The sequence below is a fragment of the Fischerella sp. PCC 9605 genome (assembly GCF_000517105.1).
GTDB lineage: Bacteria > Cyanobacteriota > Cyanobacteriia > Cyanobacteriales > Nostocaceae > PCC9605.
Genome location: NZ_KI912148.1, coordinates 23,924 through 49,075 on the forward strand (window position 1 = coordinate 23,924; position 25,152 = coordinate 49,075).

Sequence of the window (25,152 nt, forward strand, 5' to 3'; positions counted from 1 at the left end):
TGAATGGGAGTATAAAGGGCTAATTTTTGGACTAACTGATTTAATAAAGCAGCTAGTCCAGCATTAATACCTTTGGTTTTACTAGGGTAAAAACCCAAGATTATGCTGATGATATATATACTGAGCCTGTGTAACCAGTCGATGAAGGGTGGTTTTCCGAACCTGATTAAGGACGGTTATGCTTCATGTTTCTAGTTGGCTCATATATTTATTTGCCTTCACTTCGTCTAATGTATGAGAATTAATACTTCTAGAGATTCGGGTGAACCGTAATCTAATGGTGGTGTTTGCCGTCTTTTAGCAAACTGTAGAGGACGTAGAGAAATAAAGAAGGGGAATGCTAAGCCCACGCAGTTGCTTGTGCTTGGTTCATTAACTAAACAACACGTTCCCATATTGATCTCTGTGGCAAACTCGCCAAGCCTCTTGCCAAGCTTGCCAAGCAAGAGGATGTGGACATATTTCCGGGTAACTTGCCATTAATGTAAACGCGCTCAAAAGTGGCTTTTGCATAAAAACCTACGTGAAATTGTGTTATTCTTTGTAAATCTATTTATAAATTTATTTTTTCAAAAGATTATTAAACTACTAAAAATAAGGAATATAAAAAATGACTGTTGAAATGATAGAAAAAGGCGCTATCAGTGGCAGACCCTTTGATCCCTCAAAAGCAGGTGGCAAAATACTTAAGCTTTCTTATACCAAGGTAAAGATAACTAAAAAGGGTATTGATATTGTAAAAGCTCATGTCAGTAGATTCAATCCTATTGGTGATGAAGAGATGAGAATGGTAGAGCGATTAAGAAAAATAGCAGCAGGTGAACTCATTGCCGAACCAGTTGACCTGCGTTTTTATAGCCATGAACTCCGTGAGTATCTGAGGTATAAAAAACTTGACTTCCAAACTGGACAACCAAATGATCCTGATGAAGCTTATGAACTTTGGAATAATGCCCACACAGCAACACTAGAAGATTATGGTCTCAAAGAAGGACCTGGCATTTTATTTAAAGCTAACTTATAAGCAGGTAGTATTATAGAAATCAATGTAAGTGGGCAAAAAAATTGTATAGCCAGGTATAAAGCTTTTGTCCACTTAAGGAAAAGTAAAGTTTTTTAAATTGATAAAATCCTCTTAATTCAAAGGAGGAATAACCATGAAAGACTCAATCAAATTAACTCAACTGGAATTAGTGCTTCTTGAATTAGTAGCTAAAGGCGAGGGAAATTGGAGTTGGTATGAAATAGCGAGTTCACTTTCTCATATAGACGTGCCTAGAGAACCTGACATGATGGTGGTGTTGAAAAATTTGGCTGCTGAGGGTTTACTCAAACGATATGTGGAACCAGGTTCACCCCGCGATCGCTGGGAATTGACATCAGCAGGTAATAAAATCCTGATGGAAATTTCTTGAATGGTATGGCAAATCCTACCTCAAGCCTCAATTCTGAAGTGTATGGTTACGCTATCTCCTAGTTTGCAAGCCAGACTTACTACACCTCTTTTGATAGGAAACGTTGCTGTCAAAAGTCGTGTATTGCAATCACCTCTATCCGGAGTGACAGATTTGGTATTTCGTCGCTTGGTGCGTCGTTATGCGCCTGAGTCAATGATGTACACGGAAATGGTGAGTGCGACAGAGTTGCACCATGTCAAGCAAATGCCGAAAATCATGGAAGTAGACCCGAACGAACGACCAATTAGCATTCAGTTATTTGATTGTCGTCCTGATTTTATGGCAGAAGCAGCACGGAAGGCAGTAGAAGAAGGTGCTGATACTATTGATATTAATATGGGTTGCCCTGTCAACAAAATCACCAAAAAAGGTGGTGGTTCTTCTTTACTGCGGCAACCGAAAGTAGCTGAGGCAATTGTACAGGAAGTAGTAAAAGCCGTACATGTTCCAGTAACAGTTAAAACCCGTATAGGTTGGAATGATGAAGAAATAGTGATTCTCGATTTCGCCAAACGGATGCAGGATGCGGGAGCGCAAATGATTACAGTACACGGACGTACCCGCGCTCAAGGTTACAATGGTAACGCTCGTTGGGAATGGATAGGGCGGGTGAAAGAAGTGCTTTCTATCCCGGTGATTGCTAATGGCGATATTTTTTCTGTGGAAGCGGCGGTGCAGTGTTTGCAGCAAACGGGTGCTGATGGGGTGATGTGTTCCCGTGGAACTCTGGGTTATCCATTTTTGGTAGGTGAAATTGATTATTTTTTGAAAACAGGGGAAAATTTAGCGCCACCTACTCCGATTCAGCGCTTGGAATGTGCAAAAGAACACTTACAAGCACTTTGGGAATATAAAGGCGATCGCGGTATTCGTCAAGCTCGCAAGCACATGACTTGGTATGCGAAAGGCTTTGTTGGTGCTGGCCAGTTGCGTGCAGAGTTAAGTTTAATTGAATCTGTGCAGCAAGGCGTTGATTTAATCGATCGAGCGATCGCACAGTTGGTAAATGGATATGAAATTATCGAAGAAAATCAGTTAGCGATCGCACAGTAAGTGATTGGATTAGGTGATTGAGTTCAACTTAACATCGAAAGCGATTTCTGGTAAGGCACTTTGCAAGATTGTAGAACAGCAGGTTGGGAGCTAAAGTGAATTACTGGAAGTCATCACATTTATGCTAAAGAAGGTGTTGAAGAACTTACTTGATTTATGAACACAAAGATTACCCACCTACCACTTGAAGTAATTCGCAACGATGAAGCAAAGGCACTTGATCCAAAGGATGCCATTGCTGTGCATGAACTTCTAAATCGAGTATTTCTTGCAGAGGATAGTCGAGACGCTGATGCTCTGCGTCAATGCGTGACTGCGGATCTATCGCATCATCATTCGCTTTACGGAGCATTACATGGTCGTGAAGCCTTTGTCAATTGGGTATTGTCCAATCCGCAGTTTTTCGACGGACTTCGCCATCAGGCACTGAACGTGGTTACATCTTCAGAAGGCTCTGACAAAGGACGAGCCGTAAGCTATGTTCTTGTTTTTCAGCTTTTTTCCGCAGATGAAGCTCTAACTTCATTCTTGCCCAGACTCATTGCTCACGGTATAGTGCGAGACAGAATTGTGAAAGAAGATGGTAACTGGCGAATTGCTGAACGAATTTATGATCAGTTTTCTGTACTCGGAAGCCTGATCGCAGATAGTACTCTAAGGTCGAAAGCGAGTGAGCATCTTTCTCTGTAAAAAGGTATAACAACGCATTAAAATCGACAGACGAAAAATCCTGGTGTAGATGCAAAGGTTATCTGCCACTGATAGATCTAGACGTTAAGCTTAGTAGAAACAGCCGATCAAGGTTTAGCCTTGACAACCTTAAGTGTTTTTAGGTTAGCATCCGCACAACCGCTGATAAATCCGCCCATTGCTTGAATTTGTTGCAGATATTCCAATGCAGGTTTAGTAATAACTTCTCCTGGCATTAATACGGGAATTCCTGGGGGATAAGGACAAACAATTTCGGCACAAATGCGTCCCGCAGTTTCTTGGGTGGGTAATGTTTCTGTTGTGGCAAAAAAAGCTTCACGGGGCGAGATACGCATGGAATCCCCCATCTTAAAAAGATCATTACATAAAACCTCACCCCCAAACCCCCTCTCCTTCAAAGGAGAGGGGGCTAGTTTGGTAAAAGCTTGTACCAGCTGCTCAATATCATCCTGGGTGTTGCCCAAGCTGATGATAAAGGTGAGATGTTGCAGCGATGCAAATTCCGCTGTTACACCAAATTGTTGGTCGAGAATTTCTTCTGCGGCAAAGCCAGTCAAACCTAAACCAGAGACATTGACGCTTAAGCGTGTTTTGTCTAAAACGATAAAACCTGGAGATCCCCCCAACCCACGCCAGTCGCTACAACGGAACGGCAGGTGCTTCAAGTCGGCGAAGCGCAAGGGCGCACTGCCTCGGGAACCTCCGCAACGCGCTGGCTCCCCTTGAAAAGGGGGGCAAGAAAAACCTATTTCTCCACTGATAACCCAATCCCCAATCCCTAATCCCCAATCCCCAGTCCCCTTTTTAAGGGGGGACAAAGGGGGGATCTGCAAAACCGATAATCCCGGGATTTGTGCAATCCGCCTTCTTGCCTCATCCGCAAGTTGCAGCGTGCAGGATATCAATTCTTTGCCATGCAGCGCCATTTGTTGACGTGCTGCATCTAGGGAAGCTAAGAGTAAATAACTGGGACTGGTAGATTGTACTAGCTGCAACGCTTTACTGAGGCGATCGCGATCTATTCTGTCACCTTGAATATGCAGCATCGACGCTTGAGTCATAGCACCCAGCGTTTTATGAATGGATTGTACGGTTAAATCTGCGCCTGCTTGCAAGGCTGGGGTGGGTAATTGGGGATGAAAGGCAAAGTGGGCACCGTGGGCTTCGTCTACGAGTAAAGGGATATTATATTGGTGGGTAATTTGAGCGATCGCGTTTACATCTCCACAAACACCGTAGTAGGTAGGATAAACCATCATCACTGCTTTAGCGTCGGAATGCTGTTCTAGTGCTGCTTTGACGGCGGTGGGGGTGATGCTGTGGGCAATATCTAAAACTGGGTCGTATTCTGGATTGACAAAAACTGGCATAGCACCAGAGAGAATTAATCCTGCGATCGCTGAGGAATGAACATTACGCGGCAGAATGATTTTATCGCCAGTGCCGCAGGTGGCGAGAATAGCCGCCTCGATTCCACAAGTAGAACCATTGACAAGAAACCAAGTATGTGATGCACCGAAGGCTTCCGCTGCTAGCTGTTGTGCTTGTTGGATAACACCGCTAGGTGCAAAGAGATTATCCAACTCTGTTAATTCTGGTAAATCGGCACGAAATACGGCTTTGCCGAAAACATCAACTAACTTCGGGGAAATTCCCACACCCCGTTTATGTCCTGGAGTGTAAAAAGGTGCATGGGGACGTTCTGCACAGACTTTTAAGGTGTCTAGTAAAGGTGTTTGATTTTGATTGAGCATTTTACGACCATAGATGGACACAGATAAACCTTGCCCTTGAGCGATAGCGTAGACACCCGCAAGGGTGGCTTCCCGCTGGGTAGGGACAGATAAATTATCTAGATGTAACTAATTGGGAAGATGTCGGCACAGTAGCTTGTCATCTAGGTTGGAAAAGTCGAATAATTTAAAAAGACTTACCATGATTTATCCCAATCCCGATCCTCTACCTAACGAACCACAAATTCCCGACCCAGAACCGAATCCTTTACCACGTCCTGAACCAACACCAGGCCCAACAATTCCCCAACCAATACCACAACCTGTACCAGAACCCGTACCAAGACCAATACCACAACCTGTACCTGGGCCAGTTCCTCAAACAGTTCCCGGCCCGATTCCCCAGACAGTTCCCGAGCCAATTCCCCAAACAATCCCCGAACCTGTTTAAAATTAATTTCGTCTAGTTGAACTCAAAACCCAAAATCTAAAATGCTGAGAGCCGGGATTGTCGGACTTCCCAACGTTGGAAAATCTACGTTATTCAACGCTTTGGTTGCTAATGCTAAGGCAGAAGCTGCTAACTTTCCTTTTTGTACGATTGAACCGAATGTCGGCGTTGTTGCAGTGCCAGACGAGCGGTTAAATGTTTTAGGTAAGATTTCCAATTCGGCACAAATTATCCCGGCCCGTGTTGAATTCGTGGATATTGCCGGTTTGGTTAAAGGTGCAAGTCAGGGTGAAGGACTAGGGAACCAATTTTTGTCCCATATCCGAGAAGTAGATGCCATTGTTCATGTGGTGCGTTGTTTTGAAAATGATGACATTATCCACGTTGCTGGTTCGGTCGATCCAGCGCGTGACATTGAAACCATTAATTTAGAGCTTGGTTTAGCTGACTTGGCACAAATCGAGCGCCGTATTGAACGCACCCGCAAACAAGCTCGTGCTAGCAAAGAAGCGCAGTTTGAATTAACAGTACTGGAAAAATTAGCTGCGGCATTAAATGAAGGAAAATCGGTGCGGCAACTTAGTTTAACAGAAGAAGAAGCAGCAGTAATTAAACCATTAGGATTGCTGACTGAGAAACCAATAATTTATGCTGCCAATGTGTCTGAAGATGAATTGGCAACTGGTAATGAATACGTAGAAAGAGTGCGGCAGATTGCAGCAACTGAAAATGCTCAAGTTGTTGTAGTTTCAGCACAAGTGGAAGCAGAATTAATTGAATTAGCAGAAGAAGAAAGAGCAGATTTTCTGGCATCTTTAGGTGTAGAAGAAGGTGGTTTGAAATCATTAATTCGTGCCACTTATACACTTTTAGGATTGCGTACTTATTTCACGTCTGGTGAGAAAGAAACTCGCGCCTGGACAATTAAAGCGGGAATGGTAGCACCGCAAGCAGCAGGTGTGATTCATAGCGATTTTGAACGCGGATTTATTCGCGCTGAAACAGTTGCTTACGATGATTTAGTGGCAGCTGGTTCTATGAATTCTGCCAAGGAAAAAGGCTTAGTTCGCAGTGAAGGAAAAGATTACGTCGTTAAGGAAGGCGATGTGATGCTATTCCGGTTCAATGTGTAAAGTTAGTAGTTAGTAGTTAGTGGTTGTAGAGACGTGCCATGGCACGTCTGTACATTGGTTAGTAGTTAGTAGTTAGTGGTTAATAAATAATTTAGTATGACTTTAACTAACAGCTAACTCTTCTCTACTATCTATCTCAACTTGTATAATTTTCAGCAAATTACGTTACTCCGTTAAAAAATAAAAATTAAAATGATTGATATTCCTGTAATTGATTTTTCTCTTTTTACTAATGGTGATGCAATAGCTAAACAAACGGTAGTCGAACAAATCTACCAAGCTTGCCATGAAATTGGCTTTATGTACTTGCAAAATCATGGTATGTCTCAAAATCTGATTGAGCAGGTATTTACACAAAGCAAAAACTTCTTCAATTTACCCTTGGAAGTGAAGCAACAGTTCGCTTGGAGTGATGAATATAGCAATCAGGGGTACGTTGGCATTGAGAGAGAACGCCTTAATCCTAACAAACCAGGTGATCTAAAAGAGGCTTTTAATGTAAGCAAACAAGACACAAAGACATTCTCCGCATCTCCGCGTCTCCCCGTCACCGCGTCGTTTCCTCCTTCCCCTGCGAAAAACCCTTCCATTCTCGCCTTTTACCAAGCTTGTACAGAAGTTGCAGATAGAATTTTGCAAGCGTTTGCTTTGGCTTTGCAATTGCCAGAAGATTTTTTTACTACAAGACACAATCAGCGACTTCACACCTTGCGATTACTGCATTATCCCTCAGTGCAGCAACCACCCCAACCCGGACAGGTGCGTGCTGGTGAGCATTCCGACTATGGCAGTATTACTTTACTGTTTCAAGATGAAGTAGGGGGTTTGGAAGTACAAACAACTTCCGGAAAGTGGATTGCAGCACCTGTAATACCTAGTACTTTAGTAGTCAACACTGGTGATTTGATGCAACGCTGGACAAACCATGTATTTTGCTCTACTAAGCATCGGGTAATAATTCCCAATAACGAGCAAGTGATGCAATCCCGCTATTCTGTGGCCTTTTTCTGTCATCCCAATGACGATACGGAAATTGCTTGTCTTGGCAGTTGTCAAGGAGAGCACCCCCCCATTTATCCACCTATCTTAGCAGGAGAATATCTTCTCAATCGTTTACAAGCAACTTACTGATTGTGCATCTTCTTAAATGCTAAAGAAAATCTTATTTATTTCAGATGTATTTTCTGACTTTAAATAATATTTAATAATTCCTCAATTCAATTATATTGAAAGTTATTTATTCATTTACAAATAAATCACCAGTCACTCGATTTTGGATGCGTGGATTTGTGATGCATGGATTGACGAGGCACGGGTGGCTCTCATAGCGTCGCCACATAGAGTGCCGTCCCACGATTGAAATCGGGGGCTTTGAGTAATGATTGCACTCTCGTTTTTGTTTTCCATAAATGAATAATGGTGGTTTAAACCTTTTATTTTAGATTTCAGATTTTGACTTTAATCCAAAATCCAAAATCTAAAATATAAAATTGTCTCGGTCAGAGTTTACTCTAGGAAATTGTACATGAGATCCAAGAAACGCGATTTCTAATGCCTTTGGATTTTCACAACTAAAAAGGGTTGATTCTACTATGAAAAATTGAATAACAGGTAAGAATCAAGTCAATAACATCATTTAAACAGACAATAACTCTACTATTTGGCATCAAGGTTGCCACTCATAAATTTCATTCATAATAATAATGATAAAAAGCTATATTCATTGGTCAGCCCAACTTCTGACTTGTTTTCAAAATAGACACTCAGGGCATTTGCCCACGATCAACACATAAAAATCTCAGCTTTTGTACGTAGCTTTTTACTGGTTGATTTTCAATATAACCTCACAAAGAAAACAATAAATAAAATATAAAATCTGTATATCATGATACAATTGTCTAAATTTAGAATTTAATTATATTTAGTCTCTAAATATATTTTTTGCTAAATTCAATCCATTTCAATGATATTGTACTAAATACAGATTTACAGTTTTTAAAGAACCAAAACTGTTTTCAGATTCAGGTAGTGAGTTTTGTAAAAAATGGTGTCCTGGCGTTGTTTTGTAGCTTCTGGCTTTATAACTGTGTTCATATTAGGCTGTGGTGATTGGGCAAACTCAGCAGGCAAACATAGCAGTCAAATCGTGCAAGAAACCAATGTAGCTCAGTTGCTTTCAGAAGCACAGATAGCACAAAAGGCAGAAGATTTTTTTAATCAAGGTTATCATTTGTTAAATTCCCATCGCTATGAAGATGCTATAGCGGCTTTTGACAAAGCTACTGCCATTAAACCCCAGCTTGCGGAAGCATGGATTAACCGAGGTAATGCATTAACAGCTTTGCAACGCTATCAAGAAGCCTTAGCATCATATGACCACGCGATCGCCCTTGAGCCTGACAGAGATGAAGCGTGGTATAACCGAGGCAATACCCTAAGTACGCTGCAACGGTACAAGCAAGCGCTAACATCATACGACAAAGCGATCGCCATCAAACCTACCAAGTATGAAGCTTGGATTAACCGAGGAATTGCACTCACAAAATTGCAACGGTACAAACAAGCGCTGGCATCATACGACAAAGCGATCGCCATTAAGCCAGATAAAGATTTAGCATATTACAACAAAGCTTGTACCTATGCTCTCATGAATAATGTGGAATTAGCAGTTGAGAACTTGCGAAAAGCAAAAAAGCTTGTTCCCGGTAAGTATGAAAAATTAGCTAAAACCGATACAGATTTTAACAAAGTGCGTGATGATGTCCGTTTTCAAGAATTACTACAATAAAGGAAGAAGTAATTAGTAAAAACAGATAACATCCTAATTATCCCCGGTAAGTTTAGAGATGGCGATCGCAGAAATTTATGAAGGTGTAAAATTATAATCTTGATGTAATTATCTGCCTCTACAGATTCTAAATTGAAGATGCGAAAAATATTAATTACTGGGGCAAGTGGATTTTTAGGTTGGCATCTTTGCCAACTCATCAAGCCACAATGGGAAGTGTATGGAACGTACTTTACTCATGCAGTGGAAATTCCAGATATAAAAATGCTGAAAGTCAATTTGACAGACTTTCAGGGACTTCAGCAAATCTTTCGTGAAATTCAGCCAACAGCAGTAATTCATACAGCTGCCCAATCACAACCAAATTATTGTCAAAATTATCCTGAACAATCCCATGCAATTAATGTCACAGCCTCCTGTAATATTGCTGGATTGTGTGCGGATAATTCTATCCCTTGCGTTTTTACCTCCACAGACCTCGTTTTTGATGGTTTAAATTCTCCCTATCGAGAAAAAGATCCCGTATGTCCTGTTAACAGATACGGTGAACAAAAAGTGATGGCAGAAGTAGGAATGTTAGAACGCTATCCCATGACTGCTGTGTGTAGAATGCCGTTAATGTTTGGTGCAGCAGCACCTACTGCCACCAGCTTTATGCAGCCATTCATGCAAACTCTGAAAGAGGGCAAACAGCTAAATCTATTTATAGATGAATTTCGCACACCAGTAAGTGGAACTACCGCAGCCAAAGGACTTTTATTAGCATTAGAAAAAGTTAACGGCATAATTCACTTAGGTGGGAAAGAAAGGATTTCTCGCTATGATTTTGGAAGTTTATTAGTAGAAGTATTTCAACTCCCCACTACTGGGCTAAAAGCTTGTCGTCAACAAGATGTAAAAATGGCTGCACCTAGACCTAGTGATGTTTCTTTGGATAGTTCTAAAGCTTTTGCATTGGGGTATGCGCCGCTATCATTGCGGGAAGAATTAGAAAAATTAGTTAAGAGTCAAGAGTCAAGAGTCAAGAGTCAAGAGTCAAGAGTTAGTAGTTAGTGGGTAGGGGCGAAGCATTTGTACGAAGATATTTCGTTTTGATGGAAAGATACCCATACAAATGCTTCGCCCGTACAGTAGTTAGTGGTTGTTAACTATGCCCGATGCCCAATGCCCGATGCCCACTCTCCCACTCCCCATCTCCCCCATTCTCCATGTAACCGCAATAAATATGCCATTTTGGCAACTTTTCCCAATAGATACGGGTAACGTATAGATATATGCCGTCCTTTAGCGAATTGCTAAAACCTCCTCCCCCGGTAGCTAGCTACCGGGGTCTTTCATTACCGTATTTTGACGGTTAAATCTCGCTAACCAGTAAATAGTGTCTTGCCATCTGGACTAGATGCGATCGCCTCCACAGTACCAGTGCTTCCAAAAAGATTTTTTGCTTGCTAATACTAGGTTGCAGTCAAACATAGTACTTCCCTCACCCCGCCTGTTGGCACCCCTCTCCCAATTTGGAACAGGGGAGGGGGAGAGGGCACGAATTGCTATATCTGAACACAACTTGGTATGAGGATTTAAACCAGCAATCGCCAGCTTTAACTTCGATGTTTGCAAGCAGTCTCATGAGCAAGAATTAGAACCTTTTTCCACCTAATACATTCCATCATCTAGCTAAATCTTGCTAGCTTATGCATATTTCCGTTAAGCAAGTGTTGCATTACCTCAAAACTCTAGCACAATAAGAGAACAAGATTTAGCTAAAAAAACTCAGTTGCTAGTAACTCAACTTTAGTGTGGTTTGGGTAGAGTGAAACTCATAAAAAATTGCTGATTTGTAACAATTGCGAGGGAGACAATATGGACGTTAAAATGCTCCTAAGTGAATATGCAGCAGGGAAACGAGATTTTATTGGTGCACATCTGCATAAAGTAAACTTAAGTGACACTGATTTAAGTGGTGCAAATTTCTGTGGAGCAGACTTGAGTGGAGCAGACCTCAGTCGAGCCAATTTGAGTGGATGTAACTTCAGTCGGGCAAATATGACTGATGCAGATTTAAGTGGAGCAAATCTGATTGGTGCAAACTTGAGTGAGGTTAACCTAATTGGAGCAGACTTAATTAATGTCAATCTTGAGGAAACAAACTTAAGTCGTGCAGATTTGCGGGGTGCAAATTTAGTGAGAGCCAACTTAAAGAAAGCAAACTTAAGTGAAGCAGAATTAAGTGGTGCAGATTTAAGTGGTGCCAATCTCAATCAAGCCAATTTAATTGAGGCTAATTTGAATGAAGCAGAACTAAATGGTGTAGATTTAACAGCAGCAACCGTAACTGAAAGAGAATTGGGTGAGGGGGTCGTGCATACTGGTTTATCCCACAAATGGGTAACTTGGGCTGGCGGTTCCTAAGTTGTCAAATCAACAGAAGCAGGGGTAAAATTTATCCCCTGCACTTTGAAATTGGTAAGAACAGCAAATCTAGGGTGGGCATCAACTGCTATACTCGAACAATCTTGATTTCACATTGGTGGGGTTGCCCACCCTGCGATTATTAATAATGGTGCTTGAACTGCACTATAATCAACTAAATTATTTCAATTAATTTATTAAGCTTTATATTACTATCCATTCAAGCCAGTAGTGGCGTGACACTAATAAAATGATGCAATAAATTGTTTTGTGGTGCGGGCAGGATGCCCGCCTATGAGGAAGGGCTAGAAGCCCATCCCACAAGATTTTTCTAATGCACAAATTTAGCCTTGACACGCTAGTAGGATGCGTTCACACAGTGTAACGCACCATCAATCGCGGTGCGTTAATTAAATTGAATGTTTAGCTTATAAGTGACCTTGAAAATATCCTCCAGGTAAATTTCATACAATATTTCTTAAGCAGGAGATAAATTCTGGGACAGTTGCCCTACTCTTCGTTCTATGTGAGTTAGAAGAAGAGATGTTTGTAATATAACGGTTAGACTAAATTTAATATAGAAACTTTGGCAGCAAGTCTATCTTCCCTATGATAGAGTTTGTGGGCAAGTGAGGGGTTTGATTCAAAACAGTCGATCGCTAGAAGAATGAGTATATAGTGCCTTCACAAATGGCTCTAAAGCTAATTGAAGAAATGACACGGAGACGGGTGAACTAGGCAAAAATTGCTGAGTCAATATTTTCTGGAAGCGGAGTAGGGTTATGACTCATAATGTGAGGGTATCTGAACCTGAAGGCATCTTTGCTAGTGCTGGTGGTAGAGAGAGGGGTGTACTCGTACGTGTTCGAGTGCTGCATTATGGTGTTGCTTTGTTGTCTGTAGCCTTAGCATTGGGAGCAACCCTGCTGCTCGAACCATTGCTTGATTCAACGACTACTCCGCTGTTTTTTGCCGCAGTAATGGTAAGTGCTTGGTACGGGGGTTTGGGGCCGGGTTTAGTTGCGACCGCTTTGTCTACTTTGTTTCTCAACTATTTTTTTATTGAGCCGTTCCATTCCCTAAACATCACAGATGTGGGAACCCTACTAAGGCTGAGCGTGTTCATGATGGCAGCAGTGCTAATTAGCTCCCTCAACGAATCGCTACGTACAGCCCAACGGAAAGCTGAGGCAAACCTAAAGTCTCTACGTGAGAGCGAGGCACGGTTTTGTTGCTTAGCAGAGTCTAGTATTATTGGGGTGATTGTGGCGGATCTGAATGGCTCTATCGTTGAAGCCAATGATGCTTTTTTACGCATGGTTGGCTACACGCAGGAGGAGTTGCGCTCCGGTCGAGTGCGTTGGCGTGAGATGACACCACCAGAATATCTGCAAGTGAGCGAGCACTCACAGGAAGAACTCAGAACCACTGGTTTTTGTAAGCCCTTCGAGAAGGAATATATCCGCAAAGATGGCTCGCGTGTCCCCGTCTTACTTGGTTCTGCCATGCTGGGAGAGAATACAGCTATTGGCTTTGTGCTGGATTTGAGCGATGCCTCATGGCAAGCCGCTACGCGTCTACGCAAGCAAGCTGAAGCTCAACAACGCACCTGCCAAGCCGAGGAAGCACAGAGAATCCTACAAATACTCTTGGAGTATGTCCCTGAAGGTATCACGATCGCCACTGGCCCACCAGACTTTCCGATTGTTGCTAACAGCAAACTCGCCCAAGAACTTCTCGGCAAACCCAATGAAACGCTCATTGGCATATCCTCTGGCAACCACGTCCAGTCATATGGTCTGTTTCGATCCGATGGCGTGACACGTCACACTCGCGAACAATTACCCTTGTACCGCGCCACGCGCTACGGCGAAACAATCTCCAACGAAGAATGTATCATCGAACGTCCCGATGGTTCCCGCATCACAGTGCTTGCCAATGTAGTGCCAATCCGGAACTTGAGGGGTGAAATTATTGGTGCAATTAATTGCTGGCGGGATATCACTGAGCGCAAGCAGACTGAGGAAGCTTTACGCAAAAGCGAGGAACGGCTGCTGCTGGCACAACGGGCGGCAAAGATTGGCACTTGGGAGTGGAACTTACTTATTGGCGAAGTCTCTTGGTCAGAAGGAATCTGGGATTTGTTGGGCATTGAGCAAGGTAGTGAAATACCCAACTTGCAGCTTTGGACGGATTGTATCCACCCTGACGATCGCGAACAAGCACAGCGTCACATGGAAACTGCCCTGGCAGAGGGTGAAGACTATGATGATGAGTTTCGCATTATCCGACGCGACGGCACAATCCGATGGGTGGCATCCAAAGGTCGCTTCGTCCGTTCTGCGGACGGAAAAGCCGAGCGAATGCTAGGTGTCAACATCGACATCACCGAACGCAAACAGGCAGAAGACGAACGTACCCTGTTACTTGCCAAATATGCAAACCGTCTGCGAAAGCTAGCTGAAGCATCACTAATAATCAACTCAACACTTTCACTGACTGAAAGATTGCGTTTGATCACAGAGCAAGCTCGTGAAATTATCGAAGCCCACCAATCAGTCACCAGCATGACAACAGATCAAAACTGGGCACAAGCGATTCATACGGTATCTCTCTCAGATAAGTATGCCCAGTGGCGAGATTACTATGAGCAACCGGATGGATCTGGTATCTACACCTTAGTCTGTCGTATGCAAAGTCCGATCCGAATGACCCAGACTGAACTAGAGGCACATCCGGCTTGGCGTAGGTTTGGTCAGGCAGCGGGCAAGCATCCCCCCCTGCGAGGTTGGCTGGCTGCTCCCTTGACTAACCGTAGGGGTAAAAACCTCGGTTTGATTCAGCTTTCCGACAAATACGAGGGAGATTTCACCCCAGAGGATGAAGCCATTCTCGTACAACTAGCACAGATGGCATCGACAGCTATTGATAATGCCCAACTTTACGAGCAATCTCAGCAGGCAAATCGGATCAAGGATGAATTTTTGGCTGTGCTTTCCCATGAGTTGCGATCGCCCCTTAATGCTATCCTTGGTTGGTCAAAGTTGCTACGCTCTGGCAAGTTAGACTCAACTCAATCTGTTCGCGCCCTAGAAACTATCGAGCGCAATGCTAAATTACAAACTCAATTAATTGAAGATTTGTTAGATGTTTCCCGCATCTTGCGGGGTAAAATCAGCCTGAATGTCTCTCCAGTTAACCCGGTAACACCGATTGAGGCAGCAATCAACACTATGCGTCCGGCTGCGGAAGCCAAGTCCATCGATTTGCGATTTACGATTTTAGATTTTGGATGGGAAGATAATAGTGAGAATCCAAAATCCAACAGCCAAAAGCCAAAATTGCTGGTTTTAGCCGATCTCAACCGCCTCCAACAAGTTGTGTGGAATCTACTTTCCAATGCAATTAAGTTCACACCTGTTGGGGGACGAGTAGAAGTGTGCCTATCAGTAGAGAACGGGTCATCAGAAATAGCGCACGGGGCAAGGGGCATGGGGCAAGGGACAATGGAAATTTCCAATGCCCAATGCCCAATGCCCAATGCCCAATTCCCAATTCCCTATGCCCAAATCACAGTCAGTGACACAGGCAAAGGCATCAGCGCCGATTTTCTGCCTCATGTTTTTGAATACTTCCGTCAAGCTGATGCTTCGATTACCCGGACTCACGGAGGTTTGGGGTTAGGATTAGCGATCGTGCGTCATTTGGTGGAACTGCATGGAGGAACTATTAGTGCCGAGAGTCCAGGAGAAGGGCAAGGAGCAACCTTTACTGTCAGGTTGCCGCTGATGAAGCAACAGCCAGAGAATAACCAGGAAAATGAATCATTAAACAATTCGGTGAATCTTAAGGGAGTCAAAGTACTAGTTGTTGATGATGAAAGTGATACACGCGAATATTTAGCTTTTGCCCTAGAACAGTATGGGGCGATGACAATGACAGCTGCATCGGTAGCGGAAGCGCTGGAACGCTTAGAACAGTTCCAACCAGATATATTGGTCAGTGATATTGGTATGCCAACAGAAGATGGCTACACTTTCATCCGCCGAGTCAGGACACTGAAACGGGAACAGAGGGCAAAAATTCCAGCGATCGCCCTAACAGCCTATGCTGGAGAGAGCGATCGCCATCAAGCATTATCCGCAGGGTTTCAAAAGCATCTTCCCAAACCAATAGAACCAGCAGAATTAGCTGCTGCTGTCGCTAGCTTGTTAGGTTGAGAGTGAAAGATGGAGAGTGGGAATTAGGCATTGGGTATTGGGCATTGGGCAAAAATAAGTCAAAAGCATGCCCTCGAGCGCAGCGAAGGGTTAAAAGCTAAAAGTAAAAAGAAAGAATTTTTTCTTTTACCTTTTTACTTTTTACTTTTTACTTCTCCAGTTCCATTGCCCCTTGCCCACTAACCACTAACCACTAACCACTAACCACTAACCACTAACAACCTTCTCAAGCATAAACCTTGCGATAGTATGCCTGATACTCCTCGGACAGCAGAGGTTGCCACCAGTCGCGGTGAGTAAGATACCATTCCACAGTCAGACGTAAACCCTGTTCAACATTAACTGAAGGTGTCCAGCCTAATTGAGTTTTTATCTTTGTCGCATTAATGGCATATCTCCGGTCATGTCCGGCTCTATCCTTGACAAAAGTAATTAAGTTTGCTGCTGGACTAACTGGCAGATTCGGGGCCAATTCATCCATCAGCTGGCACAACATTCGTACTAAATTAATATTTTCTACTTCATTATTGCCGCCAATATTGTAAGTTTCACCTGCTACACCGCGATGAATTACCACATCTAAAGCACTACAATGGTCGCCCACATAAAGCCAATCTCGGACATTTTTACCATCACCATATACTGGTAATTGTTTACCCATCAAGGCATTGATGCACATTAGAGGAATGAGTTTTTCAGGAAACTGATAAGGGCCGTAATTGTTAGAGCAATTCGTAATAATAGTTGGTAGTTGGTAAGTATGGTAATAAGCACGAACTAAGTGATCGCTACCTGCTTTCGATGCCGAATAGGGACTATTGGGAGCATATGGAGTAGTTTCGCTGAAAGGGGGATTGTTGGGGGCGAGACTGCCGTATACTTCATCAGTAGAAACGTGCAGAAATCGATAGTTAGTGGGTTTGGAATTTGCCTGCCAATGTTGGCGAAAAGCTTCTAGTAAAGTGTACGTACCCACTACATTAGTTTCTACAAAAGCACCAGGTCCCAAAATCGATCTATCCACATGAGATTCAGCGGCAAAATGGGCGATAGTGTCGATATTTTCAGTTTGTAGTAGATTGTCGATAATAGAGCGATCGCATATATTACCTTGTACAAAGCGAAAATTCTCTTGTTCCTCCAATCCTGCCAAGTTTGCCCGATTTCCTGCGTAAGTCAAGGCATCCAATACTACAACTGTGTCATTTGGATAACTCTTACACCAGTGATGGACAAAATTTGAGCCAATAAACCCCGCACCACCAGTTATCAACAACCGACGACTCATTAAACTCACTCCTCTTTCTCGGCGTTGTTTGCGTCATGGTCGCAATAAAATACTAATACAAGAAGGCAGCCAGCTTTCAAGATCATAATGCGATCGCAACTACACCTTAGCGAAGCGCGAAGCGATCGTGCCGTTCGTCAAATCTGCACTCACGCGATCGCGCAAGGTTGTTGGTATCTCATGGAACTCACCGCTTTGATTTTGCTCATTCCCATCGGTTATCCATTTGCCTTCGACCATGATTGCTGATGCCATAATTGTCTCCTCAGCGTGATGGTGTAATTGTGACTTTGCTGCTTTAGTTAATTCGATGTATGTAACCAGCTTGTAGCCGATGTATTTTATGATAACGGCAAAGAATTTATCAAATTCACCAACGATAAATGGTTAAAACAAGATTATGCAAGCCAGTTTTTTAACTACTGTTCTATTACCTATCGCGCTAGCTATCATTATGCTGGGGATGGGTCTATCGTTGCTGCCAGAAGATTTTCAGCGTGTAAGGAAGTATCCTAAAGCTGTCTCGATAGGCTTAATAAGTCAGTTAATTATTTTACCTATTATTGGCTTTGTAATTGCTAAAGTTGTGCCAATGCCACCTGCGATCGCCGTCGGGTTAATGATACTGGCACTGTGTCCAGGTGGGCCATCATCAAATCTAATTACATACCTGGCAAAGGGAGATGTTGCACTCTCTGTCACCCTGACAGCATTGAGCAGTATCATCACAGTATTTACGATTCCCACGTTTGCAAATCTTGCACTCCAGCATTTTATCCGTCGAACTGCTGCGATCGCACTACCCATTAGTTCAACGATGCTGCAAATTTTTCTAATTACGCTCGTTCCGATTGGGTTGGGAATGTATTTGCGGCAAATATTTCCAGAACTTGCCCTCCGCCTCGAAAAAGTTACTAGCCGCCTGGCGATCGCATTACTGGCGATCGTTATCATCGCACTCATCATTCGCGAGTGGGATCGCCTCCCTGGCTTTATTCTTCAGGTTGGAATCTCTTGTGTGCTGTTGAATGTCTTTTCAATACTTGCAGGGTTATATATTAGCAAGCTGTTCAACCTCGATCTTGCTCAGCAAATCTGCATTGCCATTGAAGTTGGTATTCAAAATGGTACACTTGCGATCGCAATTACCGCCGGACTACTTAACAACCCTGATATGGCAGTTCCTGCTGCTGTTTACAGCTTGTTTATGAATCTCACAGGGTTTGTTGCCATTGGCTACGGTAGAAAGTTGGTTCTGTCGCAAAAAGTGAAGAAGATGGTAGGGTAGGTGGTTAGATTGATGGGCGGTATTACCTAGCGCGGTGGCAATGCAAAAAGGCTGGAGGAGCAGGAATGGTGAACGCTATTCCAACGAGGAGTATCCTCCCCGTTTACGAGAAGGGATAGGGTAGTGTCGTTTACGGGGGGATTGAGGGGGTTTTTAGGATTTATGGAAGAGAGCTATTGCTTCCTTTGATAGTTCACGGTCATGAACTTGTGCCACTGCCCGTCATCGCCCAACACATGCGATGTCAGCACCCGGCGATCGTTGCTCTTAAACTCGATTGCATCCTTGTACTTCGCCATCTTCTCCTCGCCAGTCATAGCGGGTCCCTCGGAATTGAGCGTCAGCACCCTTGCAGCCGCGTCCAGTTCGCCGTCGTACACCCAGAGGTAGGTCATCATCGATCCGATCCAGGTGCCCACGTACCGCTGTTTGTGCGGATCATAGCCGAGCGTCAGCATCGTCGTCGCGGCTCCGCAGCCAGGCATCTCACCCTGTCCTTCCGCTAGAATCCAGAGTCCATCGAGCGATCGCACGCTCTCGGTTCCCGTAGCTTTCTCTGAAAGCTGCTCCGATCCCATCTTCACCTCCGTTTCATATGTCCACTCGCCGACGAGCTTTTGTAGCCAATCGTGTTCCTTGTGCAGTTCAGTCTTCATTTTGTTGCCTCCTGTTGTATCCCAAAACAGCGTAATGTTTGCCTGTGCTTTTTCCCATTCATCAGTTGTCAGGCACGTGATTGAGAGTTGTTCCATAAGACTAGGCAGCTTGGTCACAGTTAATCATCCACGGAATGCCAAATTGATCGACCAGCATACCAAAACGGTAAGCCCAAAACGTTTGCTGGAGCGGCATTCGCACCGTGCCGTTTTCTGCTAATGTGTGAAAGATGCGCTCCGCTTCTACCGGATCGTTAAGACTAATAGATACGGAAAAACCTTTTGTTTCTTCATAATATTCAGGTAGACTGTCAGAACCCATCAATTCCTGGTCGCCGATCATCAGTCCGACATGCAGAATTTGATTGCGCCATTCCGGTGGTACCTGATCTGCCATTGGTGACTCTGGCGACTCTGCATAAGTCATCATCGTTGTGATTTTGCCCCCTAGACACTGCTCATAGAACTTAAACGCCGCCTCGCATTGACCGTTGAACATCAGATAAGGGTTTAATTGCATGGTGTACTCCTTGGGCTGATTGTGAATGAGGAATGCGATTAGCACTTCACGCTAATCCGAAGGAACCACGTGAAACGGTGTGACTGCTTAGGAGGAACCTTTAAAAAAATCCCAGCCTTATATTTTTTCGGCTTATTCAAAATCTCTCCTGGTGGGGGCAGCACCCTACCGGGCTAGATAGCGGTTGGTTTTTTTCTTGGTTAGTGCCTTAATGAGCAATTGTAGTACTTTTGTACTATAATTAATCTTAAGAAAGACTAAAATGTGTGTTGGAATTGTTCTAAATCGTTTCTGGATAGTTCAGCACCCCATTGAAGACAGTTGCAAATAGTGCAGGCGATCGCTACCTTCGTAGAGCGTAAGCAGTTCTGTGAATGAGGTATCCGGCGATCGCGTGAGTGCAGCAAAGGGAATTCAGTACGTGGGTATCAACGAAGTGATTGCCACATCTGGTGTAGCAAAACGCACCTTATACCGTTGGTTGCCTTCAAAAGACAAACTGATTGAAGAGGTGACGACGCATCGTGCAACTGTGTAGTTGCAAGGGTTTGAGCACCAGGAGTTTGAACAGTCTAACTACTAACTTATTGGCGTTGCTGATTGAAAGTATGAAACTTTTAACATTAGATTGACAATATATTGGTGTAGAAGCAATTCATGAATTGCTTCTACAAAATTCATACCTCGATTCAGCAAAGCCAACTTATTAAATTCTCAAATACTTCTTTTTTACCTTCGCGAATATACTCTGTATGCGTAATTTTTTCACGCGCATTCTTGTCAGGCTCTTAATATTAGCAGGTTGATGTATTTTGTGGTCAAAAAACTCATTTAATTCATCCAGAATGATTTGCAAACGCTGAGTAATATTTTCAGTCCGATACTCTGCGAAAAAATCTTCAGGTAATGCTGGCGATGTCCAATCTGCAAGAACTTTTAAAATACGTTGAATATCATATTCTTTTGAATAACCAGCGATTTTATAGCAATTAAATCCAGGATCTAAGTAATCAGACAGTCCACCGTTGATACTGGAGAAGACCTGACAACCACAAGCAAGAGCTTCCATTGGTTGCAGACCAAATCCTTCACTTACGCCCTGTAGTGCCCAATATTCAGCAGAATCATAAAGATAAACCTTAGCCCGATTGAATAGTCCTGCTAAATATTCTACATAGGAATCAACTACAAATACTTGACAATGCCGCTGCAAAGCTGGAATCAATTCCTGCATTAAATATTCAGAAGATTTGCGAGCCTGAACTAAAACATCAATATCTCTTTCAATATTTAAATTTTGAAATTCATTACCAATTTGATTGGGCAAATAATAAATCAAAGAATTAGGTGAAAGTTGTCCCCAATATCCCATTGTATTGCGGCTAACAGTGATAATTGGAATACTCCCAGGAAGTTTAAAACCGTAACCAGCACTGTGAGCATGGTACACAACATTATATTGTTTGAGCTTGGCAACAAGTTGAGCTACATCAAATCCCCAACTAACGACAAAAATCACATCATCTAAATTTTTCTGTTGAATTACATCATCTATGAAAAGTTTTCCCTCTTCTCGTTGACGGTAAGTCACGACATCAGCATGACAAATGAGCTTGGCTAGATTAAATGTTTTTAATTCTGCCCAAAGACCACCGCAGGCAAATTTGCCATCTGTCCCAGGGAGTAAAAAATAAAGTTTTCTCATGATATTGATTTTCCTGAATGAGCGATTAGGGACTGGGGACTGGGGACTAGGGATTAGGGATTAAAAACTTTCTCCCCATCTCCCCCTCTCCCCATCTTCCCCTCTCCCCCTCCTCTCACTCCCGCCAGCGTACTTTCACAAAATACGCTTCTCGTCCCCAAACGTCATGGGTACGTGTTATGTTTTCAGTTTCTAAATTAAAGGGAATAGCAGTTGTCAAGTAACGTTGTGCTAAAGCACCTATATTAGGGGCTAGTTCTGCTGCTGTTGTTGCCGCTAATCCTAAACCAACGAGTTGTTCAATCGGTCCTCGTGGTAGCAAAACATGAGCACCTACAGCAAGTCCAGCTGTCAACAACATTGCCACTGATAAATTTGTGCCGCAACGGGGATGTACAGCTAAATGCCATTCTCCATTCGTCAGCCGATGTAGGGCAAGTGTAACCGCGCGTCGCAAATCGCTGATATTGACCTCGCCATAAAGGAAAAATCCCCGATCTGTAGACAAACCACTTAAAAGTTCGTTGTCTATCTGAAAATTGCTAGAGGTGACGAGAGGAGGATGAGTGCTTTTAGATTCACTCAGAACCCAAACTGTGGCATGTTCTAGAGCATGAACCTGTCGCAGCATGAGAATTTCTTTCAAGCCTGGAATAAACGATAGCTGTCTGAGTAAATCGGCATCTAAGGTCGGTTGAGGTGTGGTTAAATCAAAATTAACAAAGTCAAACGGAAACTCGTTTGTTTTCGCATAAGTAGAAGTATTCATAACAACACTGCTCCCCAAGCTGATGGAGCAATATAGATTTCTTTCAAATGTACCGTTTCAGCCCGTGGATTGTTGCTAATTTTTGTTGACTACTACTAGAACGTCGATTCAGTATTCAGAAATTGTCTTTATGGGTGAGATAAGGGAGACACCCTTCGGGAGGTCAAAAGTCAAAAGTCAAGATTCTAATGCGTGACTTTTGACTTTTGAATTGTTTTGTCCTCCTTATCCTTCTTTTCATTTGAAGATTACTGAATCGGTGCCATGCAGGAGGCAGAAGGGAATAATATTTGTACCACATGCTTTTTGGTTTTCTCTAGCTATCTAGTTGTTTCTGCCGCGCTGCACTAGATATTTTGTCTTTTAAGCAAAGGCGAAACTTACCAAGGGCATTTGGCAGCGGTGAAAGGCGTCCACTCTGTGGAAAGAAGCAGCGTCTCCCTCGCGCCAATGTCCTTGTCCATACAGTTGGGATGCTTGACCTAGCCAACATGATTCTCATAAGTGGGGAAAACTGTCTTAGCCCCTAACAAATATTCCAGTACTCTGTTGCGCTTAATTTTGAAAGGTTCACACTGAACGTCAGGCGTGAGGAGAAGAACAAATAAAAACCTATCAAAATGGGCTTAGCAGCATACTAGTAATCTGTTAATTCATTGTTTGGGTTGGGCAGAGGACAGCAATTGACATCGTTCAAGCAGACTTTGCCCCAGTGCAATGCCCAGCGGACAAGAGCTACTCGATTGTCTGTACCCGTTTTGGTGAGAATGTTGCTGATATGGTTATCAACTGTACGCTTACTAATTTCAAGTTTAGCTGCAATTTCTTGATTAGTTAAGCCAGCGGCCACTAAGTCGATAATTTGCAGTTCTCTGTCTGACAGACTTACAGGGGTCTGAGACTCGCCACCAGCCATGCTTTATTTTATCCTCCTTGGTATATGTACTTAATCGCTCTTTTTCATTCTAGAAGATTCTTTTGCTGGTAGGCATTTCCAGTGTTAGCAGTAATACTTATTATTAATTTTTCTTTTTAAATCGGTTATGTAGCAGTAGGGTGGCACATAAAATTGTATTTTATTTTACAAATAAAAAATCAAGCAAAAATATTACCACATTAAATAACACTAATTAGAAGAATTAACAGTAATTTTGAGTGGCAGAAAATGCTGTTTAATTGTATGAACAACTGCCGACAAAGGAATAGAAATTATTGTAGATTTTATACTGGAAATTTCTCTTCCAAAATCGAAATTTTAAAATCAGATGAGTAATTCCCGTGTTTTGTGCTTGGGTGAAATTTTATTTGATTGTTTAGCCGATCAATTAGGGCGATCGCTCGAAGAGGTCGAGTCTTGGACTCCCTACCCAGGGGGTGCACCAGCTAACGTAGCCTGCGCCTTGGTAAAGCTGGGGATACCAGCAGGATTTATCGGTTGTGTGGGTGAAGATGAACCTGGTAATGAACTGGTAGAGCTATTGCAAAAAATAGGTGTAGATACAACTGGTGTGCAACGTCATTCCACGGCACCAACCCGGCAGGTTTATGTTGTGCGTTCCCTATCGGGCGATCGCCACTTTGCTGGATTTGGACAGTATAGTACCACAGAATTCGCTGACACCCGCCTGCAAGCAGGGCAATTACCAATCAAGCTATTTGAAGCAGCAGATTTTTTGGTTGTAGGTACTCTAGAATTAGCCTATCCCGAAAGTGGTAAAGCAGTTCGCCGTGCTTTGGAACTAGCAGAAGAATACAACCTCAAGGTTTTGTTAGATGTTAATTGGCGTCCTGTATTTTGGACGAATCCTGACATTGCACCGCAAACGATTCGCGAATTATTCAAACAAGTCGATTTTCTCAAACTCTCACTAGAAGAAGCTGAATGGCTATTTGGCACCAGAAGACCGAGAGAAATTCTCAACCGCCTCGACTCCGTGGAGGGTGTAGTGGTGACGGATGGAGAACACGGTTGTGCTTACTCCTTTGAAGAAAATGACGGTGAGTTACCAGCTTTTTCTGTTTCTGTTGCTGACACAACTGGTGCGGGCGATAGCTTTGTAGCTGGGTTAATTCAGCAATTACTAACTCATGGGATGCAAAGCTTGAGCGACCCAGAAAAAACCAAACAAATTGTCACCTATGCAACTGCTGTCGGGGCGCTGACGACAATGAAACCAGGGGCGATCGCATCTCAACCTACCGCAGCGGAAGTGGAAGCTTTTCTTTTGCAGCAGTCCAAGTCATGATAAGCTGTCGCGCTTCTATTTTGCATGATTTAAGCTTTGGGAAGATTGGTCAGACCCTCCCCCCACTCTCCCTCTTCCCCTCTGCGATCGTGAAAAAATTAAATGCCTGACAGCTCAGTAGGGACGGGTTTTGCGGATAATACTCAACTGAGGCGACAATTTATCTGGTAAACCCAACCCTACACAAATTTCATGAGTCTTGAGCAGGTTAGATCTGCAAACTATCCCTAATCTCTTGAACAATTTCCTGTGGCGGCTGTGAAATATCCACATAGATAGCATCAGCAGGTTCCTCAAGGGCATCAAGCTGACTTTGAAGGAGTTTTTCGGGCATAAAATGATTTTGCCGCTCTTGTAAGCGTTTTTGAATCAATTCAAACGACCCTTGAAGATAAACCAACTTGATGCGTTTATCACCAATTAAAAAATACTGGCGATAGCTATCTTTGAGTGCTGAACATGCCAGTACAACATTTTGATTTTCTTCCAACCAATTTTTGATTGCTGCTTGTATATCTTGCAGCCAAGGCAATCTATCAGCATCATCCAGAGGAATACCACGGCGCATTTTGTCGATATTTTTGGGCAAATGGAAATTGTCGGCGTCGCGAAATTCCCATTGCAATGAGTCTGCCAATAGTTGACCTATGGTAGTTTTACCGGAACCAGAGACGCCCATTATGAGGATTATCATTACCAATTGCTAACTGAAGACTGGTTAGTTT

The 25,152-nt window shown here is 43.2% G+C and carries 25 protein-coding genes; 14 read left to right on the plus strand and 11 right to left on the minus strand.

What is annotated here, in order from left to right; all coding sequences use genetic code 11:
• Window positions 1-227 precede the first annotated feature (227 nt).
• The gene (locus FIS9605_RS45985) at window positions 228-350 is read right to left on the minus strand and encodes a hypothetical protein (protein ID WP_269321005.1); all 123 of its coding nucleotides are present in this window, start codon (window positions 348-350) and stop codon (window positions 228-230) included.
• 260 nt (window positions 351-610) lie between these two features.
• Here FIS9605_RS45985 and FIS9605_RS0102540 point away from each other — a divergent pair, with 260 nt between their 5' ends.
• From FIS9605_RS0102540 to FIS9605_RS36080, 4 genes are all read left to right on the plus strand, one after another.
• The gene (locus FIS9605_RS0102540; protein WP_231510216.1) at window positions 611-1,024 is read left to right on the plus strand and encodes a hypothetical protein; all 414 of its coding nucleotides are present in this window, start codon (window positions 611-613) and stop codon (window positions 1,022-1,024) included.
• Window positions 1,025-1,157: 133 nt separating this feature from the next.
• Window positions 1,158-1,415 (plus strand): hypothetical protein, encoded by a 258-nt coding sequence (locus FIS9605_RS0102545; protein WP_026731181.1) that lies wholly within the window; start codon window positions 1,158-1,160, stop codon window positions 1,413-1,415.
• A gap of 42 nt (window positions 1,416-1,457) precedes the next feature.
• A complete protein-coding gene (gene dusB, locus FIS9605_RS0102550; protein ID WP_026731182.1) occupies window positions 1,458-2,510 on the plus strand; it encodes a tRNA dihydrouridine synthase DusB in 1,053 nt (350 codons plus the stop codon).
• Between the two features lie 156 nt (window positions 2,511-2,666).
• Complete coding sequence (locus FIS9605_RS36080) at window positions 2,667-3,200, plus strand: nuclear transport factor 2 family protein (protein ID WP_051469912.1); 534 nt, start codon at window positions 2,667-2,669, stop codon at window positions 3,198-3,200.
• A 107-nt stretch (window positions 3,201-3,307) separates the two neighbouring features.
• Here FIS9605_RS36080 and FIS9605_RS0102560 read toward each other — a convergent pair whose 3' ends face one another.
• Window positions 3,308-4,975, minus strand: a complete 1,668-nt coding sequence (locus FIS9605_RS0102560; protein ID WP_026731183.1) for an aminotransferase class I/II-fold pyridoxal phosphate-dependent enzyme — start codon at window positions 4,973-4,975, stop codon at window positions 3,308-3,310.
• A gap of 181 nt (window positions 4,976-5,156) precedes the next feature.
• Between FIS9605_RS0102560 and FIS9605_RS0102565 the strand changes: the two genes are divergently transcribed.
• From FIS9605_RS0102565 to FIS9605_RS0102585, 5 genes are all read left to right on the plus strand, one after another.
• Entirely contained in the window at window positions 5,157-5,405 is a 249-nt protein-coding gene (locus FIS9605_RS0102565) for a hypothetical protein (RefSeq protein ID WP_026731184.1), read from the plus strand.
• A 41-nt stretch (window positions 5,406-5,446) separates the two neighbouring features.
• Window positions 5,447-6,538, plus strand: a complete 1,092-nt coding sequence (gene ychF, locus FIS9605_RS0102570; protein WP_026731185.1) for a redox-regulated ATPase YchF — start codon at window positions 5,447-5,449, stop codon at window positions 6,536-6,538.
• A 192-nt stretch (window positions 6,539-6,730) separates the two neighbouring features.
• The gene (locus FIS9605_RS0102575) at window positions 6,731-7,669 is read left to right on the plus strand and encodes an isopenicillin N synthase family dioxygenase (protein WP_026731186.1); all 939 of its coding nucleotides are present in this window, start codon (window positions 6,731-6,733) and stop codon (window positions 7,667-7,669) included.
• Between the two features lie 913 nt (window positions 7,670-8,582).
• Window positions 8,583-9,326 carry a tetratricopeptide repeat protein gene (locus FIS9605_RS0102580; protein ID WP_026731187.1) on the plus strand — a complete coding sequence of 248 codons (744 nt, stop codon included), beginning with the start codon at window positions 8,583-8,585 and terminating at the stop codon, window positions 9,324-9,326.
• 138 nt (window positions 9,327-9,464) lie between these two features.
• Window positions 9,465-10,379, plus strand: a complete 915-nt coding sequence (locus FIS9605_RS0102585; RefSeq protein WP_026731188.1) for an SDR family oxidoreductase — start codon at window positions 9,465-9,467, stop codon at window positions 10,377-10,379.
• 342 nt (window positions 10,380-10,721) lie between these two features.
• Here the strand turns inward: FIS9605_RS0102585 and FIS9605_RS42310 are convergent, their stop codons facing one another.
• The gene (locus tag FIS9605_RS42310; RefSeq protein WP_155960343.1) at window positions 10,722-10,943 is read right to left on the minus strand and encodes a hypothetical protein; all 222 of its coding nucleotides are present in this window, start codon (window positions 10,941-10,943) and stop codon (window positions 10,722-10,724) included.
• A 243-nt stretch (window positions 10,944-11,186) separates the two neighbouring features.
• Between FIS9605_RS42310 and FIS9605_RS0102590 the strand changes: the two genes are divergently transcribed.
• Window positions 11,187-11,735 carry a pentapeptide repeat-containing protein gene (locus FIS9605_RS0102590; RefSeq protein WP_026731189.1) on the plus strand — a complete coding sequence of 183 codons (549 nt, stop codon included), beginning with the start codon at window positions 11,187-11,189 and terminating at the stop codon, window positions 11,733-11,735.
• A 782-nt stretch (window positions 11,736-12,517) separates the two neighbouring features.
• Window positions 12,518-15,955, plus strand: a complete 3,438-nt coding sequence (locus FIS9605_RS39685) for a PAS domain S-box protein (protein ID WP_051469913.1) — start codon at window positions 12,518-12,520, stop codon at window positions 15,953-15,955.
• 226 nt (window positions 15,956-16,181) lie between these two features.
• Here FIS9605_RS39685 and rfbB read toward each other — a convergent pair whose 3' ends face one another.
• Both rfbB and FIS9605_RS42320 read right to left on the minus strand, forming a co-directional pair.
• Window positions 16,182-17,243 carry a dTDP-glucose 4,6-dehydratase gene (gene rfbB / locus FIS9605_RS0102605; protein WP_026731190.1) on the minus strand — a complete coding sequence of 354 codons (1,062 nt, stop codon included), beginning with the start codon at window positions 17,241-17,243 and terminating at the stop codon, window positions 16,182-16,184.
• A 99-nt stretch (window positions 17,244-17,342) separates the two neighbouring features.
• The gene (locus tag FIS9605_RS42320; protein ID WP_231510217.1) at window positions 17,343-17,498 is read right to left on the minus strand and encodes a hypothetical protein; all 156 of its coding nucleotides are present in this window, start codon (window positions 17,496-17,498) and stop codon (window positions 17,343-17,345) included.
• Between the two features lie 145 nt (window positions 17,499-17,643).
• Here FIS9605_RS42320 and FIS9605_RS0102615 point away from each other — a divergent pair, with 145 nt between their 5' ends.
• Complete coding sequence (locus FIS9605_RS0102615; RefSeq protein ID WP_026731191.1) at window positions 17,644-18,531, plus strand: bile acid:sodium symporter family protein; 888 nt, start codon at window positions 17,644-17,646, stop codon at window positions 18,529-18,531.
• Between the two features lie 173 nt (window positions 18,532-18,704).
• Here FIS9605_RS0102615 and FIS9605_RS0102620 read toward each other — a convergent pair whose 3' ends face one another.
• Together FIS9605_RS0102620 and FIS9605_RS0102625 are read right to left on the minus strand one after the other, a co-directional pair.
• A complete protein-coding gene (locus FIS9605_RS0102620; RefSeq protein WP_231510218.1) occupies window positions 18,705-19,283 on the minus strand; it encodes a DUF1579 domain-containing protein in 579 nt (192 codons plus the stop codon).
• 4 nt (window positions 19,284-19,287) lie between these two features.
• The gene (locus tag FIS9605_RS0102625; RefSeq protein WP_026731193.1) at window positions 19,288-19,707 is read right to left on the minus strand and encodes a VOC family protein; all 420 of its coding nucleotides are present in this window, start codon (window positions 19,705-19,707) and stop codon (window positions 19,288-19,290) included.
• 370 nt (window positions 19,708-20,077) lie between these two features.
• Between FIS9605_RS0102625 and FIS9605_RS40550 the strand changes: the two genes are divergently transcribed.
• The gene (locus tag FIS9605_RS40550) at window positions 20,078-20,245 is read left to right on the plus strand and encodes a TetR/AcrR family transcriptional regulator (protein WP_082209720.1); all 168 of its coding nucleotides are present in this window, start codon (window positions 20,078-20,080) and stop codon (window positions 20,243-20,245) included.
• 168 nt (window positions 20,246-20,413) lie between these two features.
• On the opposite strand, the gene FIS9605_RS0102635 is transcribed toward FIS9605_RS40550, so the two are convergent.
• From FIS9605_RS0102635 to FIS9605_RS0102645, 3 genes are all read right to left on the minus strand, one after another.
• On the minus strand, window positions 20,414-21,412 hold the full coding sequence (locus FIS9605_RS0102635; protein ID WP_026731194.1) for a glycosyltransferase: 999 nt from the start codon (window positions 21,410-21,412) through the stop codon (window positions 20,414-20,416).
• 115 nt (window positions 21,413-21,527) lie between these two features.
• Window positions 21,528-22,181, minus strand: coding sequence for a DUF6391 domain-containing protein (locus FIS9605_RS0102640; protein WP_026731195.1), 654 nt, complete (start codon window positions 22,179-22,181; stop codon window positions 21,528-21,530).
• A gap of 637 nt (window positions 22,182-22,818) precedes the next feature.
• Entirely contained in the window at window positions 22,819-23,097 is a 279-nt protein-coding gene (locus FIS9605_RS0102645; RefSeq protein WP_026731196.1) for a helix-turn-helix domain-containing protein, read from the minus strand.
• A 349-nt stretch (window positions 23,098-23,446) separates the two neighbouring features.
• On the opposite strand from FIS9605_RS0102645, the gene FIS9605_RS0102650 reads away from it, so the two are divergent.
• Entirely contained in the window at window positions 23,447-24,427 is a 981-nt protein-coding gene (locus FIS9605_RS0102650; RefSeq protein WP_026731197.1) for a carbohydrate kinase family protein, read from the plus strand.
• Between the two features lie 208 nt (window positions 24,428-24,635).
• On the opposite strand, the gene FIS9605_RS0102655 is transcribed toward FIS9605_RS0102650, so the two are convergent.
• Window positions 24,636-25,121, minus strand: coding sequence for a gluconokinase (locus tag FIS9605_RS0102655; RefSeq protein WP_026731198.1), 486 nt, complete (start codon window positions 25,119-25,121; stop codon window positions 24,636-24,638).
• Window positions 25,122-25,152 lie beyond the last annotated feature (31 nt).